Below are 14474 nucleotides of genomic sequence, written 5' to 3'. Positions count from 1 at the left end.
ATACAGAATTCTAGAATTTAAGAATTCGTAGTATCGCCCCGGCAAGGATGACTAGAGTTGAAGAAAGCTTAGCATAAGCGCATTTTCAATTCAGACATCTACTGCCTATATAACCAACTCGTATAGAGATAAGGCTGGTATATTAATACTTCGTATTGTTTAGCTCCCTTGCCGCGGGCATGGCTTGAGCCTGTAGTCTCAAGACGCATGCTATTCCTGCAGGCGTGTCGCTCTCAATACTCCGTATTTTTCATGTGTAAAATCTTCACATACATGAACTCATTTGAGAAAATACGGCTTCTCGATAGATTAGAAGTTTCAAGCAATCTTTATATTTCGATTTACTCATATCTATATAAATAACGCATCTATAAGCGTGTTCAATTGCTTATAGATGCGTTTCATTTAATCGTATGTACGTACACCAAGAGGTTTATAGTTGTGTAAACCTTCTATCAATGCTTCTTTAGTATCAAACAGTGGTGCTAATTTTTTATATTTTTTATCAATAAATCCTTCTTTAATCATATGTTCAATTAAAGCTTGTAACGGTTCAAAGAAACCATTGAGATTGAAAACTCCGATAGGTTTTTGGTGAATGCCAATTTGTGCCCAACTATACATTTCAAAGAACTCTTCTAAAGAACCAGCACCGCCTGGAGCCATCACAAATGCATCTGCTAATTCTGTCATCTTATTTTTACGTTCATGCATGGAATCTACTAAAATGAGTTCACTCACTTTTTGACTGGTAATTTCTCGTTCATCTAACATCTTAGGCATGACACCTATAGCCTTACCGCCATGATCAAGTACGCCATCTTGAATAGCGCCCATAATACCAACTGATCCAGCACCAAAGACAAGTTCATAACCTTGTTCAGCCATATATTTACCTAATTCATAAGCCTCTTTAACATATGATGGATCATTTCCTTTGCTTGCACCACAATAAACTGCGATTCTTCTTATCATGTTTTACCTCCTAAAGTTGTTTAATAATTTTCGAAAATGCTTGTTCAAATTTTAATCTATCTTCTCTTGTGAAAGGTGGAGGACCTTTATGACGGCCACCTTGCTTTCTAATTTGTGCGTTAAGATAACGTTGGTCTAACAAACTTTGAATATTATCTGAACGATATATACTTCCTTTATGATGCATGACTACACGTACTTTGTCTATAAGTAAACTTGCCAAACCATAATCTTGAGTAATGACAATGTCCTCACTTGTCGCTATTTGTACAATTTTATAATCGACAGCATCAGGTCCATCATCAACATACACAGTTTTAACATGTTCAGGTTGGATTTGATGTGAAAAGTGGCTGAAACTCCTCAACACCGTAACAAAAATGCCTGTCCCTTCGGTCAATTCAATCACTGAATTAACAACAGGACAAGCATCTCCATCTACGATTACTTTTGTCATCGCAATTTAGGCCTTCGAATCATCAGATTCTTTATTCTGTTTTACGACACTGTCAGCCACGTAATCATCATATTTTTTAAATTCTTTTTTTCTAGCTTTTTTAGCTTCTTCGCGTTGTTTTTCTTCTTTTTTGTGACGTTTTTCAATATTCTTTTGAAGCTTTTTATCTAATTTCTTCACATCTTTACGATTATCTTTTTCTAATTTTTCGCCTTTTTTCTCAGTTTTATCATCTAATTTACCAGGAGTTAAGCCGACTTTTTCTTCATACTTTTGAGATTTTTTCATATCTTTAATACGTTGTTTTTGATTTTCTTCACGTTGTTTGTCTTCTTCTTTGTGTCGTTTCTCAATATTTTTCTGAAGCTTTTTATCCATTTTGTCAGCTTCTTTACGATTTTTCTTGGCTAATTTTTCGCCTTTTTTCTCGATGTATTCAGGATCATTTTCTTTCGCAATTTTCTTCAATTCACGTTTGTTGTCATATTCTTGTTTTTTATCGCCAACATATTCTTTTACATCAGAAGCTTTATTTGAAATCGCAGATGTTGCCTTTGATGTTGCTTTAGACGTAGCATCAGTAGCTTTACGCACGTCGGGATGCTCTTTAATACGTTTACGTTCAACGACTAACGGTACGATCACGATAGGTAGTACATTGATTAAAGTCTTAATGAGTTTCTTATTGTCCATACTCGTTGCCTCCATTAATTTTTACTATTCTTATTCATACCCTATGATACATGATAGTAAACGAGAGTGACCAGTCGTTATATACATTTAACCTATAAGGCTTATTTTGAAAATGAAATAAAAAAACACTTACGAGTTCGAATTTAACTCGCAAGTGTATATCAAAGGTACTTCTATAAAGGATTACAATGGACTGGTGTCCATTGCATAAGAAGTACTAAGAAAATAACAAGTTATTTTCAAGTACTTCTTTATTAAATTCCTTTGCCGATGCCGAAACCGAAGTATAGAATTGCAATGATAACAACTAAGATGATTCGGTAAATCGCAAATGGAATCAATTTGACTTTACTAATTAAATGTAAGAATGTCTTAATCGCAATTAAGCCAACAATGAATGCTGCTAAGAATCCTAATAAATAGAATGGAATATGTGCTAAGTGAATGTATTCATAATGTTTTAATAAAGATAATCCACTCGCTGCTAACATAATTGGAACAGACATAATAAATGTAAAATCAGATGCTGCTTTATGATTTAATTTCATAAATACACCAGTAGAAATTGTAGAACCAGATCTACTGAAACCAGGCCACATGGCAATGGCTTGTGAAATACCGATGACAAATGCTTGGAAGTAATTAATTTGATCTACAGTTTGAGGATGTTGCACCTTTTCAGAATATTTATCAGCTAATATCATGTAAATTGCACCTAGGAATAAACCAATCATTACAGTAGGTACACTGAATAAATATTTTTCAATTAAATCATCAAATAAGAAACCTAGAATACCGGCTGGAATCATACCAACCAATACATGCATTAAATTTAAACGTTTAGGTTGAGAACGACGTTGTACAGATGCTTGATTATCAGGTTTGTGATGCCCGATATGTAATATTTCTAAGAAACGGTCACGGAAAACCCATGCCGCTGCGAATACAGAACCTAATTGGATAACCACTTTAAAGGTGAAGGCAGACTGCTCACCTAAAAATTTAGTGGACTTTAACCACATATCATCTACAAGTATCATGTGTCCGGTAGATGACACAGGGGCAAACTCTGTCAGACCCTCAACGATACCCAAGATGATGCCTTTTATCAATTCAATTAAAAACATAATTGACCCACTTTCATCAAACTTTTATATAGTCTTTCATTCACTAAAATTACCATATCATCATAGCACATTAAAGAAAAATAGTGGTAGCCTAATCCCATAAAACTAGACCAAAGTCTTATAAACAATTTATTTTGATATTTAAAATAAAATCTTCAAAAAATCAATGAGCGTATTAATTTATATTTACAACAAACCTTTTATAATGAAAGTAGGTGAAGTTATTGTGAAAAAACTAACAAATTTAGTATTTAAATATAAAATATATCCAGTTCTGATGTGTATCGTGAGCATTTTTTTATCCATCACAGTTGTCATACAAAATATCTCAATTGCACGTTTTTTAAATCTTGTACTTTACAATCATAAGCAACCATTAATATATCTATTTATAGTCATTATTGTAGTACTAATTGCACGTGCAACATTTAATATGTTGAATCAACGCATTGGTGACCACTTGGCTTATAAAGTGAAAACTGATTTGCGTCGACAAGTTATAAATAAAAACAGTCCTCGAGCCATAGGAGAACAAATGAACATATTAACCGAAAGTATTGATGGCATTGCACCATTCTTTCAAAGTTATTTACCTCAAGTGTTTAAATCAATGATGATTCCAGTTGCCATTATTATAGCGATGTGTTTTGTTCATTTACCAACTGCATTAATCATGATGGTTACTGCGCCGTTTATTCCCATGTTCTATATCATTTTTGGACTTAAAACCAGAGACGAATCGAAAGATCAAATGACATATCTTAATCAATTTAGTCAGCGCTTCTTGAATACTGCTAAAGGGCTAATTACGCTCAAATTATTAAATCGAACAAAGCAAACTAAAGCACATTTATATGAAGATAGTACTCGATTTAGAGATTTAACGATGCGTATTTTAAAAAGTGCCTTCTTATCAGGCTTAATGCTCGAATTTATCAGTATGTTAGGCATTGGTTTGGTAGCACTTGAAGTAGCACTTAGTCTCGTGGTATTTAATTCAATCAGCTTTGTAACAGCTGCCATTGCTATCATTCTTGCGCCAGAATTTTATAATGCGATAAAAGATTTAGGACAAGCCTTTCACACGGGTAAACAAAGTGAAGGTTCAAGCGATGTTGTGTTCGACTTTTTAGAAGCTGAAGATAAAGCCCCATCTCTTATTCCCAAAATTAATAACAACCAGGAACCACAAATAAAGGTTGAAAATGTGTCATATCGTTATCCAGGCAGTGAGCAATACGCTTTAAGAAACATTAATATAACAATTTATCAGAGAGATAAAATTGCAATTGTTGGACCGAGTGGTGCCGGTAAAACAACGCTAGCGCATATTTTAAGTCAATCTGTAAAACCTTCTGACGGTGAAGTGATATTTAATATGGAAGAAACACGGATTGGCTTTTTAAGTCAGAACCCCTATATTTTCACAGATACAATAAAAAACAATATTGCAATGTATGATTATGAGATTTCTGATGAAGACATTATTCAAGTATTAAACGAAGTAGGACTTAAAGACAAAGTACTTACACTTAAGGACGGTATTCATACACGAATCGGTGAAGGTGGGGAAATGTTGTCAGGTGGTCAGATGAGACGTCTTGAATTGAGCCGTCTACTACTTATGAAACCTGAATTAGTCATATTCGATGAACCAGCTACAGGTTTAGATATTGAAACTGAACGTACGATTCAAGCAGTACTTCAAGACCATTTTAAAGAGACCACAATGCTTATTATTGCTCATCGTGACACTACGATTAATCAAGCTGAACGACGTATTTATCTTGAAAATGGTCAACTCATCAAAGATGATGCAACGATATCTGTATCTCAAAGTGAGGTGAATCGTTAGAGATGAAACCACATATTCATTTTCGTATAGATAAAGATTTAATATTAGCGATTTTAGTAGGTGTACTCGGAGGCCTTGTCGCATTGGCAATGTTCTTCTTAAGTGGGTACATGGTAACTCAAAGCGCACTTGGGGCGCCCTTATATGCCTTAATGGTGCTTGTCGTCTCAGTCAAAATGTTTGGGTTCTTAAGAGCCATTACACGCTACATTGAAAGACTACTTTCTCACAAAACAACTTTTACGATGTTAAGAGATGTTAGAGTTCAATTTCTTGAAAAATTAATTCCTGTAGTTCCTGATGTGTATCGTAAATTCAATTCAAGCGATTTAATTTCTCGTATGATTAGTCGAGTTGAAGCCTTACAAAACATCTATTTAAGAGTGTATTATCCACCCGTAGTTATCGGTCTAACTGCCATTGTGTCAATCATCACATTTATTTTCTTTACGCCGATGCATGCATTATTGATAGCTGTAAGTATGATATTAACGTTATGGATCGTGCCATGGTTGAGTGCGAAAAGGGCACGGACACTAAAACAACAAGTCGCTCTACAGCAAAGTGATTTTCTTCAACGTTTTTATGACTATAAAGAGGGAAACGAGGAGTTAAAACGTTTTAAACAAACCCATACGTTTAAAACAGATGTGCTCAACCACCTTGAGCAATTTGATGCCTTGCAAGCAAGAGAACGACGTTTCTTATCTTTATATGATTATATGCTTAATTTAATATCCATGATTTCAATCTTTCTAAGTTTAGTCATCGGTGCACAACAAGTACATGCAGGTCATCTAGATGTCGTATATTTAACTAGTATTGTTTTAATGGTACTCACTTTATTTGAGCAAGCAGTACCAATGAGTAATGTTGCATACTACAAAGCTGATACCGATCAAGCACTTGCTGAAATTAATGAAGTTATAGATGTGTCTGAATCTCGTGATGCTGCTCATTTTGAAAGTGAAAAAATGAAAACTGAACTATTTGAGGTAGAACATGTCACATTCAAATATTGGAATCAACAAACACCAGTACTCCATGATATCAATCTAACGATAAAGAAAGGTGAAAAAGTCGCAATCATAGGTCCTTCCGGTTCAGGTAAAAGTACTTTACTCCAAGTGATGCTAGGACTTTATCAAATTGAACAAGGACATGTCACATTGAATGGTCAAGTTGTAACAGATATTGATAATGAGGAAAAATATCGTTATACCAACGGCATGTTACAGTCTCAGCATATGTTTGACGGAACAGTGCGAGATAATTTATTTTCAGATAAAGAAGATGCTGAATTAGAAGGCGTGCTTCAATCTGTTGGTCTAGGATACCTAGATTTAGATAGAAATGTGAGTTTAAATGGTGAGAATCTATCAGGGGGCGAGGTACAACGATTAAGTTTAGCCCGATTATTGTTAAGAGATGATGCACGTATTTGGGTATTAGATGAACCGACCACAGCATTAGATATAGATAATACTAAGAAAGTAATGAATTTAATTGAAGAAGCTTCTGAAACATTAATTGTGGCAACTCATGATTTAGATGTACTGTCTCGCTTTGACAAAATTGTGGTCATGTTAGATGGAAAAATGAAAGAGATGGGATCATATGAAAGATTATTAAACGAGAATAGCTATTTACATCAAATGCTTAAATTAAATAACAAGACGAGCCATTCAGTTACAGATTAAATTGAGTTTACTAAGAAAGGGAATAGCTAACGAACTAGAGATAAAAAACTCGTACCCAAAAGCGGTACGAGTTTTTCATGTTTCATTTTAAAATGTATATCAATTTCTAAGCTTTAACTTTAATTTCATGACAGAAACTTACTATTTTTCTTTCGCTTCAGTAAATGCATCGATCACTTTGCCTAATAAACGGTTAAGTTCTTGAACTTCTTCTTTAGATAATGAAGAAGCTGTTGCGACTTTTTCCGATGCACTACTTAATTCAGGTCTAATCATTTCGCTTTTGTCAGTTAAGTGAATAAATACTTCGCGTTGATCCACTTCTGAACGTTCGCGTTTGATTAAATCAACTTGTTCCATTCGTTTAAGTAATGGCGATACAGTCCCTGTATCAAGTGCTAATTCTGTAACAACCTTTTTGACATTCACAGGTGACTCATCCCATAATATTGTTAATACAAGAAATTGTGGGTAAGTTAGATTGTACTTTTTAAAGACTTTGTTAGAGTAGTAGCGATTAACTTGTCTTTGAGCATTGTACAAACTAAAGCATAGCTGCTCTTTTAAATTGTGTTGATCAGACATTAAAGTTCTCCTCCAGACATTCTATCCGTGTTTTCTCTTTTTCGGATTGGAATCCGTCTATGTTGTGCAAAATTTAATTCGCGCAACACTTTGATTCAATGCCATGCTAAAATTAAAGTATGCTTAAATTTTAGAAGATATCTTACATTAAATCAAGTAAAAAGATAATTAAATATTTATGTTATCATTTTCAAAAATGCTTGTAATAGAAAAGGAAATATAAAATGAGAAATAATAAAGATGAAAAAATATCAATTTCTATCATTAGCGGTTTTTTGGGTAGTGGAAAAACTACTTTACTGACACATTATATGAGCGAATTATTAAAAATTGATGAGAAAATATCAGTAATTATGAATGAATTTGGCTCTTTCGATGTAGATGGTAATCATTTAACCAATATGGTAGAAGTGTATTCTATATTAAACGGTTGTGTATGTTGTGATTTGAAGTTAGATTTAGTGAATCAATTAGAAGTGCTCATCAATGAAAAAGATGTAAATCATATCATCATTGAAGCAACGGGTATTGCGCATCCTATTGAAATTATTATGGCATGCCAAGACCCTAGAATAGTTCAATATGTCCACCAACCACAAGTAATTGGTGTCGTTGATGCTGAACGCTTTTTAAATAGGGAGCAGTATACTGAATCTACAAAAAGATTGATGGAAGAACAACTTGAAGTGAGCAATGTGTTAATTGTGAATAAAATAGATCTTATCTCTGAAGAAGAACAACAACATTTAGAAGAGGCACTTAACCGCATCAATGCCAATGTTCCGCATATCTTAACGACTTATGGAAAGGTAGATGTCTCCAAATTATCACAATTTCGTGACGAAGTTGTTACACAACACACACATTCTCATCATCATGGTATAAATAGTATGCAATATACGTTTAGTGGGCCAATCGATCGTCAACTTTTTTATCAATTTATTTTACGTTTGCCCGATGAGGTCTTACGTTTGAAAGGTTACGTTCAGTTTCGAGATCATCCGAATGCTACATACGAATTCCAGTATGCATACGGGCTTCCCGATTATGGCGTCATAGATAAGGTGTTGCCATTAACGATAGTTATCATAGGAGAGCAACTAGACGTGAATAGACTAAGAAATAAACTTGATATGTTACAATTTTCATAATTAAGGAGAGTCAAAAGATGAACAATGAAGATAAACGCGAAAAGCAAATCAAATTCGAACGAAATTTGATTACTTTTCCATATTTAGGATTTGCCATCGTCGTACTATTATTTAATATATTTTATCCAGATATTAAAGTTACAATGGCGTTATTTGGTATATTTTTTGCATATAATTTAGGTATGCTCTTTATAGCATTTATTAGACATTTTAAGCGCACGCTTATCTTAACACTTATTTTAACGATCTTAAGTGGTGCAGCTTTCTTCACATTATTATATGTGTTCGGTCTAAGACACGATATATTTGGCTAGTCAGTTGGTCGCATCGAATTTATAGCTGAATAAGGATATTTGAAAAGCTTTGTTATTTCAATGTTATAATTATATTGAAATAGCAAGGCTTTTTAATTTTTAGATAGATAAATTTTATTTAGGAGGCTATTGTTAATGAGTACAAGAAGAAAGATTTCAATTATCGGCGCAGGTAACACTGGATCAACGTTGGCTTTTATTTTAGCTCAAAAAGAATTAGCAGATATAGTAATGATTGACCGTCCTCAATCAGAAGGGTTCGTTAAAGGTAAAGCGTTAGATATTTTAGAAAGTGGCCCTATATTTGGATTTGATACTCAGGTTCAAGGGTCTGTTCAAATTGAAGATATCCAAGATTCAGATATTGTTGTGATGACAGCTGGAATTCCTAGAAAGCCAGGAATGACAAGAGATGATTTAGTACAAACAAATGAAGAAATTGTGCATCAAACTTCCCGTAACATTGCTAAATATGCCCCGCAAGCGACGATTATAGTATTAACAAATCCAGTTGATGCGATGACGTATACCGCGCTGAAAGCTTCAGGTTTTCCTAAAGAACGTGTGATAGGCCAATCAGGTGTTCTCGATACCGCACGCTATCAAAGTTTTATAGCAGAAGAATTGCAAGTATCTGTGAAAGATATTAATGGACTTGTGCTTGGTGGACATGGAGACACGATGGTTCCACTTGTTGAATCAACTCAAGTAAATGGTGTACCAGTAAAAGATCTTATTTCTAAGGAAATCTTAGAACGTATTGTTGAACGTACGAGAAAAGGTGGCGCTGAAATCGTTGAATTATTAGGAAAAGGTTCAGCATATTACGCACCTGCGACTGCAATATATGAAATGATAGAAGCTATTTTAAAAGATCAAAAACGTTTACTACCTAGTATTGCTTATTTAGATGGTGAATATGGATTCTCAGATATTTGTTTAGGTGTGCCAACAATTCTTGGTAATCATGGTATTGAGAAAATCGTTGAAGTAAATCTGAATGATAAAGAGCAAGAACAATTGCAACACTCCGCTCAATCAGTTGAAAATGTTAAAAATGCTTTGAAAAATAATTAAATAATAATTTACTGATATAACCTACTTTATAGTTGTCAAAAACTATAGAGTAGGTTTTTAAATTCATTCATATTATTTAAGTATTCAAATATTTTAATTGTGAAAATATTTGATGATTATATGTACTTTCTTACGAAATCGCCATTTTAAAGCGCTTTCTTGATATAATTTAAGTGTAAATTTAGGTCAAGGAGATGATAGTGATGACTAAAGGGAATCATGAAGCTCAAACGCAAAGTCAACATTCACAAAGTAAAAAGGCATACAAGCCATTATGGATTATCATCAGTTTTGCTTTATTAATAGGCATTTTATTATTACCAACGCCTGCAGGATTACCTATTATGGCGAAAGCAGCACTCGCTATCTTAGCATTTGCAGTTATTATGTGGGTGACTGAAGCAGTTTCTTATCCTGTTTCAGCTGTACTTATTCTTGGATTGATTATTTTATTATTAGGTTTAAGTCCAGTTCAGAATTTAAGTGAAAAGCTAGGCAACCCTAAAAGTGGCGATGCAATATTAAAAGGTAGTGAGTTGCTAGGTACTAATAACGCTCTTTCACATGCATTTAGTGGTTTTTCAACTTCTGCAGTGGCATTAGTCGCAGCTGCATTATTCCTTGCAACAGCAATGCAAGAGACCAATTTACATAAGCGATTAGCACTACTCGTACTCTCTATAGTTGGAAATAAAACGAGAAATATAGTTATCGGAGCTATTTTAGTATCTATCGTTTTAGCTTTCTTTGTACCCTCAGCAACGGCACGTGCTGGCGCAGTTGTACCTATACTACTTGGTATGATTGCAGCGTTTAATATGAGTAAAGAGAGTAAGTTAGCATCCTTGCTCATTATTACCTCAGTTCAAGCTGTTTCAATTTGGAATATCGGTATTAAAACAGCTGCCGCTCAAAATATTGTAGCTATCAATTTCATTAATCAGAATTTAGGCCATGATGTATCATGGGGAGAGTGGTTCTTATACGCAGCGCCATGGTCAATATTAATGTCAATTGCTTTATACTTCATCATGATTAAAGTGATGCCACCTGAAAGAGATGCTATAGAAGGTGGGAAGGAATTAATTAAAAAAGAATTGAAAGACTTAGGTCCCGTTAGAGCAAGAGAGTGGCGTTTGATAGTCATCTCAATTTTGTTGTTACTCTTTTGGTCTACTGAAAAAGTACTTCATCCAATTGATTCTGCCTCGATCACATTAATTGCGCTAGGCGTTATGTTAATGCCAAAAGTCGGTGTAATTACTTGGAAAGGTGTAGAAAAGAAAATCCCTTGGGGAACAATTATCGTCTTTGGTGTTGGAATTTCACTTGGTAATGTACTATTAAAAACAGGAGCAGCCCAATGGTTAAGTGACCAAACTTTCGGTTTAATGGGGCTGAAAGGTCTCCCTATTATTGCAACGATTGCGTTAATTACGCTATTTAATATATTAATTCATTTGGGATTCGCAAGTGCCACAAGTTTATCTTCCGCACTTATTCCAGTATTTATTTCATTAACATCAACATTGCATTTAGGAGATCATGCGATAGGATTTGTATTAATTCAACAATTTGTAATTAGTTTCGGATTCTTATTACCTGTAAGTGCGCCTCAAAATATGCTCGCATACGGAACAGGTACATTTACTGTAAAAGATTTCTTAAAAGCTGGTATTCCATTAACCATAGTCGGTTACATTCTAGTCATTATATTTAGTTTAACCTATTGGAAATGGTTAGGACTAGTTTAGAAAGATTTGCATACTATCTTATGTTTTGAATAGGAGGTTGTGACATCATTGATGATCTCAGCCTCCTTTAACATATTGGCAGTAGAGGCCTGAATTGAAAATGCGCTTAAATAAAGGTCCTATCATTACTAGCCATCTTTGTCGTAAGGATTCCAACATAGTAAAGTTCTTTTTTTAGAAATTCTGTAGACATGCGCGTTGGGGGCAGGACAACGAAATTAATTTTGTTAAAGTGTATTTCCGCTCCTATTTGTTGTCTATTTCATAGGAAAATTGTGTAGTATTGGAGACTTCATTTTAGGGTATAAAGATAAAAAGATCTTAATGTTAGGTGGTAGCAACGATGACAGTAGGTGTCATTTTAAATAGAGTGTTTAGACTTGAAAATAACCCATTGTTTGAGTACATCTCTCAAAATAAGGAAGATATAGATCAATGCTATTTCATCATTCCTCAAGAAAAATTTGATAAAGAAGCGGAAATGAAGGCAAATTATTATTATGGTACATTGCAAAAGTTTGTGGATACTTTGCATGACTACGATATTCAACCGTTTCTTGTAGATTATGATGAACTCACTCATTTTTTCAAAGATAAAGGGATATCCGAGGTTGTCTTGGCAGGAGATATTATGAGTTACCATGAAGAAAAGTATGATATTTTACATCAAAGTGCGTCCTTTAAAAATGAAGGCATATCTGTGGTTACGGTTAGAGCGAATCATTATTTTAAACCGAGTAAAACACGCAATAATAAAGGAGAACCATATAAAGTATTCACAAGTTTTTATAAAAAATGGCGTCCTTATTTAATGAAAAGATCAGTATTTAACTATAATATTAAAGATATCGCAAAAATGGGTGTCAAATCACAACAAAAGGTAAAAGGTGACTATAGTCAATACGGTATAAGTGAGGCAGATGCTCAGTATCGATGGTCTGACTTTTTAGATAAAGATATTGAAAACTATAATACTAATCGAGAATATTTGCCTGAAGTGCTCACAAGTCAGTTAAGTATTTATTTAGCTTACGGCGTTTTGGATATTATTCAAATATTCAACGATTTGCTTGAGAATTATGACAAGGATGAACAGAATTACGAATCTTTTATTCGTGAGTTAATTTTTAGAGAATTTTATTATGTATTAATGACGTATTACCCTGAAACAGCGCATCAATCATTTAAAGACAAATATCGTGATTTGCAGTGGTCATATAATAAAGAAAATTTCAATTTATGGAAAGAAGGGAAAACAGGATTTCCTATTATTGATGCGGCTATGGGAGAACTTAATACGACAGGTTATATGCATAATCGTATGAGAATGGTCGTTTCTCAATTTCTCACTAAAGATTTATTTATCGATTGGACATGGGGTGAGGAGTACTTTAGACAAAAACTCATTGATTATGATTCTGCTTCAAATGTGCACGGTTGGCAATGGTCGGCTTCAACTGGCACAGATGCGGTGCCTTATTTTAGAATGTTTAATCCAGTGAGACAAAGTGAACGCTTTGATAAGGATGCTTTATATATTAAAAAGTTCGTACAAACATTGAATGATATCGATGCAAAATATTTACATGATACACATAAATACGAACGACAAATCAAAGAACAAGGGATAGAACTAGGTAAGGATTATCCAAAACAAATCGTCAATCACAGTGAAAGCAGAACACACGTGATGTCAGAATTTAAGGCGTTAGAATAAAGAAAATTATGCCCCTCCATTATAGTGATCGATAATGGAAGGGCATAATTTATATTTTGATTGCTATGCTTTTAAATTATTTTAATATGAAAAGACAAATATATACTGCTACGTACTCCAATAAAGTAAGAATATACATATATTTAAGTCTTAATTTAATGTTAAGTGGCACTTCCCAGTTCGGATAACGTCTTTCGTAATAAAAGACTTGCATAAGAAATAAACCGATACCTAAAGGCAAGCACATTAATAAGATGCTTTGAGTATAACTAAAACCTATATCATGCCAAAAATGCCCGACGATAAGCTGTAGAACGATGAGAATAATGATTAAAAGCGTAATATTGAAAATCATTTTTGTAATCTCACCCCTTTAACAATTAAGGCCAGTACAGCTTGCATCAAGACCATTAAAAGTACAAACATGAAAGTTTTTAAACTAAATACTGAGAGTACTTCTGTCACGATTTTTAGTGGTTCATTAATTAAATAAACCGTATGAAGTCTTAAAAATCGGCCTATATAAATACCTAATCCATTTAAGAACATAAGTACAACAATTAGTGTGCGGTTCAACCATACATGAGATGTAAAATGTTCTATCTCCATAAATATGAGAATCATGACATACATTGCTAAAAAGACACCTAGCATAAGATATGTGAAGAATATCCATTCAGTAAGATTCAATCCCACTAGAAAGTTAAATTGAAATTGGTTTAAATGTATTAAATCAGTAATCATATAAAAGGTATTAGGTACTAATAGTAAGAATACAAGTCCGAAAATAATAAATAACGGCCACTCGAATGCTTTTTTAGGTTTAAAGAGCTTTAAAAGTAAACATAATTCAAAAGGAATATATGCTAAAAATAAATTAAGCGTCATAAAGTTGAAGACTCTCGTTTCTGCTAACGAGATGGTAAATAAAATAATAAAGTATATCCTTGCAATATAACGTGGTTGCACTGTCATGCACTACTTTCCTAAAGTTTTAAAAAATTTGATAGTCGGATTTTAATGATAACTTTTAACCTAAGGCATATCAAATAATATGAGTATCGAATGA

Annotated in this window: 14 protein-coding genes; 7 read left to right on the top strand and 7 right to left on the bottom strand. The window is 33.7% G+C overall.

Translation table 11 applies throughout. From position 1 onward, the window contains the following. Positions 1 to 405 precede the first annotated feature (405 nt). From HMPREF2580_RS09825 to HMPREF2580_RS09810, 4 genes are all read right to left on the bottom strand, one after another. Positions 406 to 972: an LOG family protein gene (locus tag HMPREF2580_RS09825; RefSeq protein WP_037541529.1), complete on the bottom strand. Its 567-nt coding sequence runs from the start codon at positions 970 to 972 to the stop codon at positions 406 to 408. 13 nt (positions 973 to 985) lie between these two features. Then, the gene (locus tag HMPREF2580_RS09820; protein WP_070832480.1) at positions 986 to 1432 is read right to left on the bottom strand and encodes a YaiI/YqxD family protein; all 447 of its coding nucleotides are present in this window, start codon (positions 1430 to 1432) and stop codon (positions 986 to 988) included. A 6-nt stretch (positions 1433 to 1438) separates the two neighbouring features. Then, on the bottom strand, positions 1439 to 2125 hold the full coding sequence (locus HMPREF2580_RS09815) for a hypothetical protein (RefSeq protein WP_037541167.1): 687 nt from the start codon (positions 2123 to 2125) through the stop codon (positions 1439 to 1441). A 254-nt stretch (positions 2126 to 2379) separates the two neighbouring features. Further along, positions 2380 to 3252, bottom strand: a complete 873-nt coding sequence (locus HMPREF2580_RS09810; RefSeq protein ID WP_070832477.1) for an undecaprenyl-diphosphate phosphatase — start codon at positions 3250 to 3252, stop codon at positions 2380 to 2382. A gap of 226 nt (positions 3253 to 3478) precedes the next feature. On the opposite strand from HMPREF2580_RS09810, the gene HMPREF2580_RS09805 reads away from it, so the two are divergent. Beyond that, positions 3479 to 5107 carry an ABC transporter ATP-binding protein/permease gene (locus tag HMPREF2580_RS09805; protein WP_070832474.1) on the top strand — a complete coding sequence of 543 codons (1629 nt, stop codon included), beginning with the start codon at positions 3479 to 3481 and terminating at the stop codon, positions 5105 to 5107. Between the two features lie 2 nt (positions 5108 to 5109). Then, entirely contained in the window at positions 5110 to 6807 is a 1698-nt protein-coding gene (gene cydC / locus HMPREF2580_RS09800) for a thiol reductant ABC exporter subunit CydC (protein ID WP_070832471.1), read from the top strand. 141 nt (positions 6808 to 6948) lie between these two features. Here cydC and HMPREF2580_RS09795 read toward each other — a convergent pair whose 3' ends face one another. Further along, on the bottom strand, positions 6949 to 7392 hold the full coding sequence (locus HMPREF2580_RS09795) for a global transcriptional regulator MgrA (RefSeq protein ID WP_070832468.1): 444 nt from the start codon (positions 7390 to 7392) through the stop codon (positions 6949 to 6951). A gap of 224 nt (positions 7393 to 7616) precedes the next feature. On the opposite strand from HMPREF2580_RS09795, the gene HMPREF2580_RS09790 reads away from it, so the two are divergent. The 5 genes from HMPREF2580_RS09790 (at position 7617) to HMPREF2580_RS09770 (ending at position 13405) form a co-directional block, all read left to right on the top strand. After that, complete coding sequence (locus HMPREF2580_RS09790) at positions 7617 to 8543, top strand: CobW family GTP-binding protein (RefSeq protein WP_070832465.1); 927 nt, start codon at positions 7617 to 7619, stop codon at positions 8541 to 8543. A 17-nt stretch (positions 8544 to 8560) separates the two neighbouring features. Beyond that, positions 8561 to 8857, top strand: coding sequence for a hypothetical protein (locus HMPREF2580_RS09785; RefSeq protein WP_002441409.1), 297 nt, complete (start codon positions 8561 to 8563; stop codon positions 8855 to 8857). Between the two features lie 135 nt (positions 8858 to 8992). Continuing rightward, positions 8993 to 9934 (top strand): malate dehydrogenase, encoded by a 942-nt coding sequence (gene mdh / locus HMPREF2580_RS09780; protein WP_070832462.1) that lies wholly within the window; start codon positions 8993 to 8995, stop codon positions 9932 to 9934. Positions 9935 to 10137: 203 nt separating this feature from the next. Continuing rightward, on the top strand, positions 10138 to 11688 hold the full coding sequence (locus HMPREF2580_RS09775) for an SLC13 family permease (RefSeq protein ID WP_070832460.1): 1551 nt from the start codon (positions 10138 to 10140) through the stop codon (positions 11686 to 11688). Positions 11689 to 12031: 343 nt separating this feature from the next. After that, positions 12032 to 13405: a cryptochrome/photolyase family protein gene (locus tag HMPREF2580_RS09770; RefSeq protein ID WP_070832457.1), complete on the top strand. Its 1374-nt coding sequence runs from the start codon at positions 12032 to 12034 to the stop codon at positions 13403 to 13405. 76 nt (positions 13406 to 13481) lie between these two features. On the opposite strand, the gene HMPREF2580_RS09765 is transcribed toward HMPREF2580_RS09770, so the two are convergent. Both HMPREF2580_RS09765 and HMPREF2580_RS09760 read right to left on the bottom strand, forming a co-directional pair. Further along, positions 13482 to 13760: a hypothetical protein gene (locus tag HMPREF2580_RS09765; protein ID WP_002441417.1), complete on the bottom strand. Its 279-nt coding sequence runs from the start codon at positions 13758 to 13760 to the stop codon at positions 13482 to 13484. Then, positions 13757 to 14374 carry a DUF1361 domain-containing protein gene (locus HMPREF2580_RS09760; protein WP_070832644.1) on the bottom strand — a complete coding sequence of 206 codons (618 nt, stop codon included), beginning with the start codon at positions 14372 to 14374 and terminating at the stop codon, positions 13757 to 13759. Before HMPREF2580_RS09760 ends, HMPREF2580_RS09765 begins: the two co-directional genes overlap by 4 nt. Positions 14375 to 14474 lie beyond the last annotated feature (100 nt).

It is taken from the genome of Staphylococcus sp. HMSC036D05 (genome assembly GCF_001836225.1).
GTDB classification, from domain to species: Bacteria; Bacillota; Bacilli; order Staphylococcales; family Staphylococcaceae; genus Staphylococcus; species Staphylococcus caprae.
This window is presented reverse-complemented; position numbering and strand designations above follow the sequence as displayed.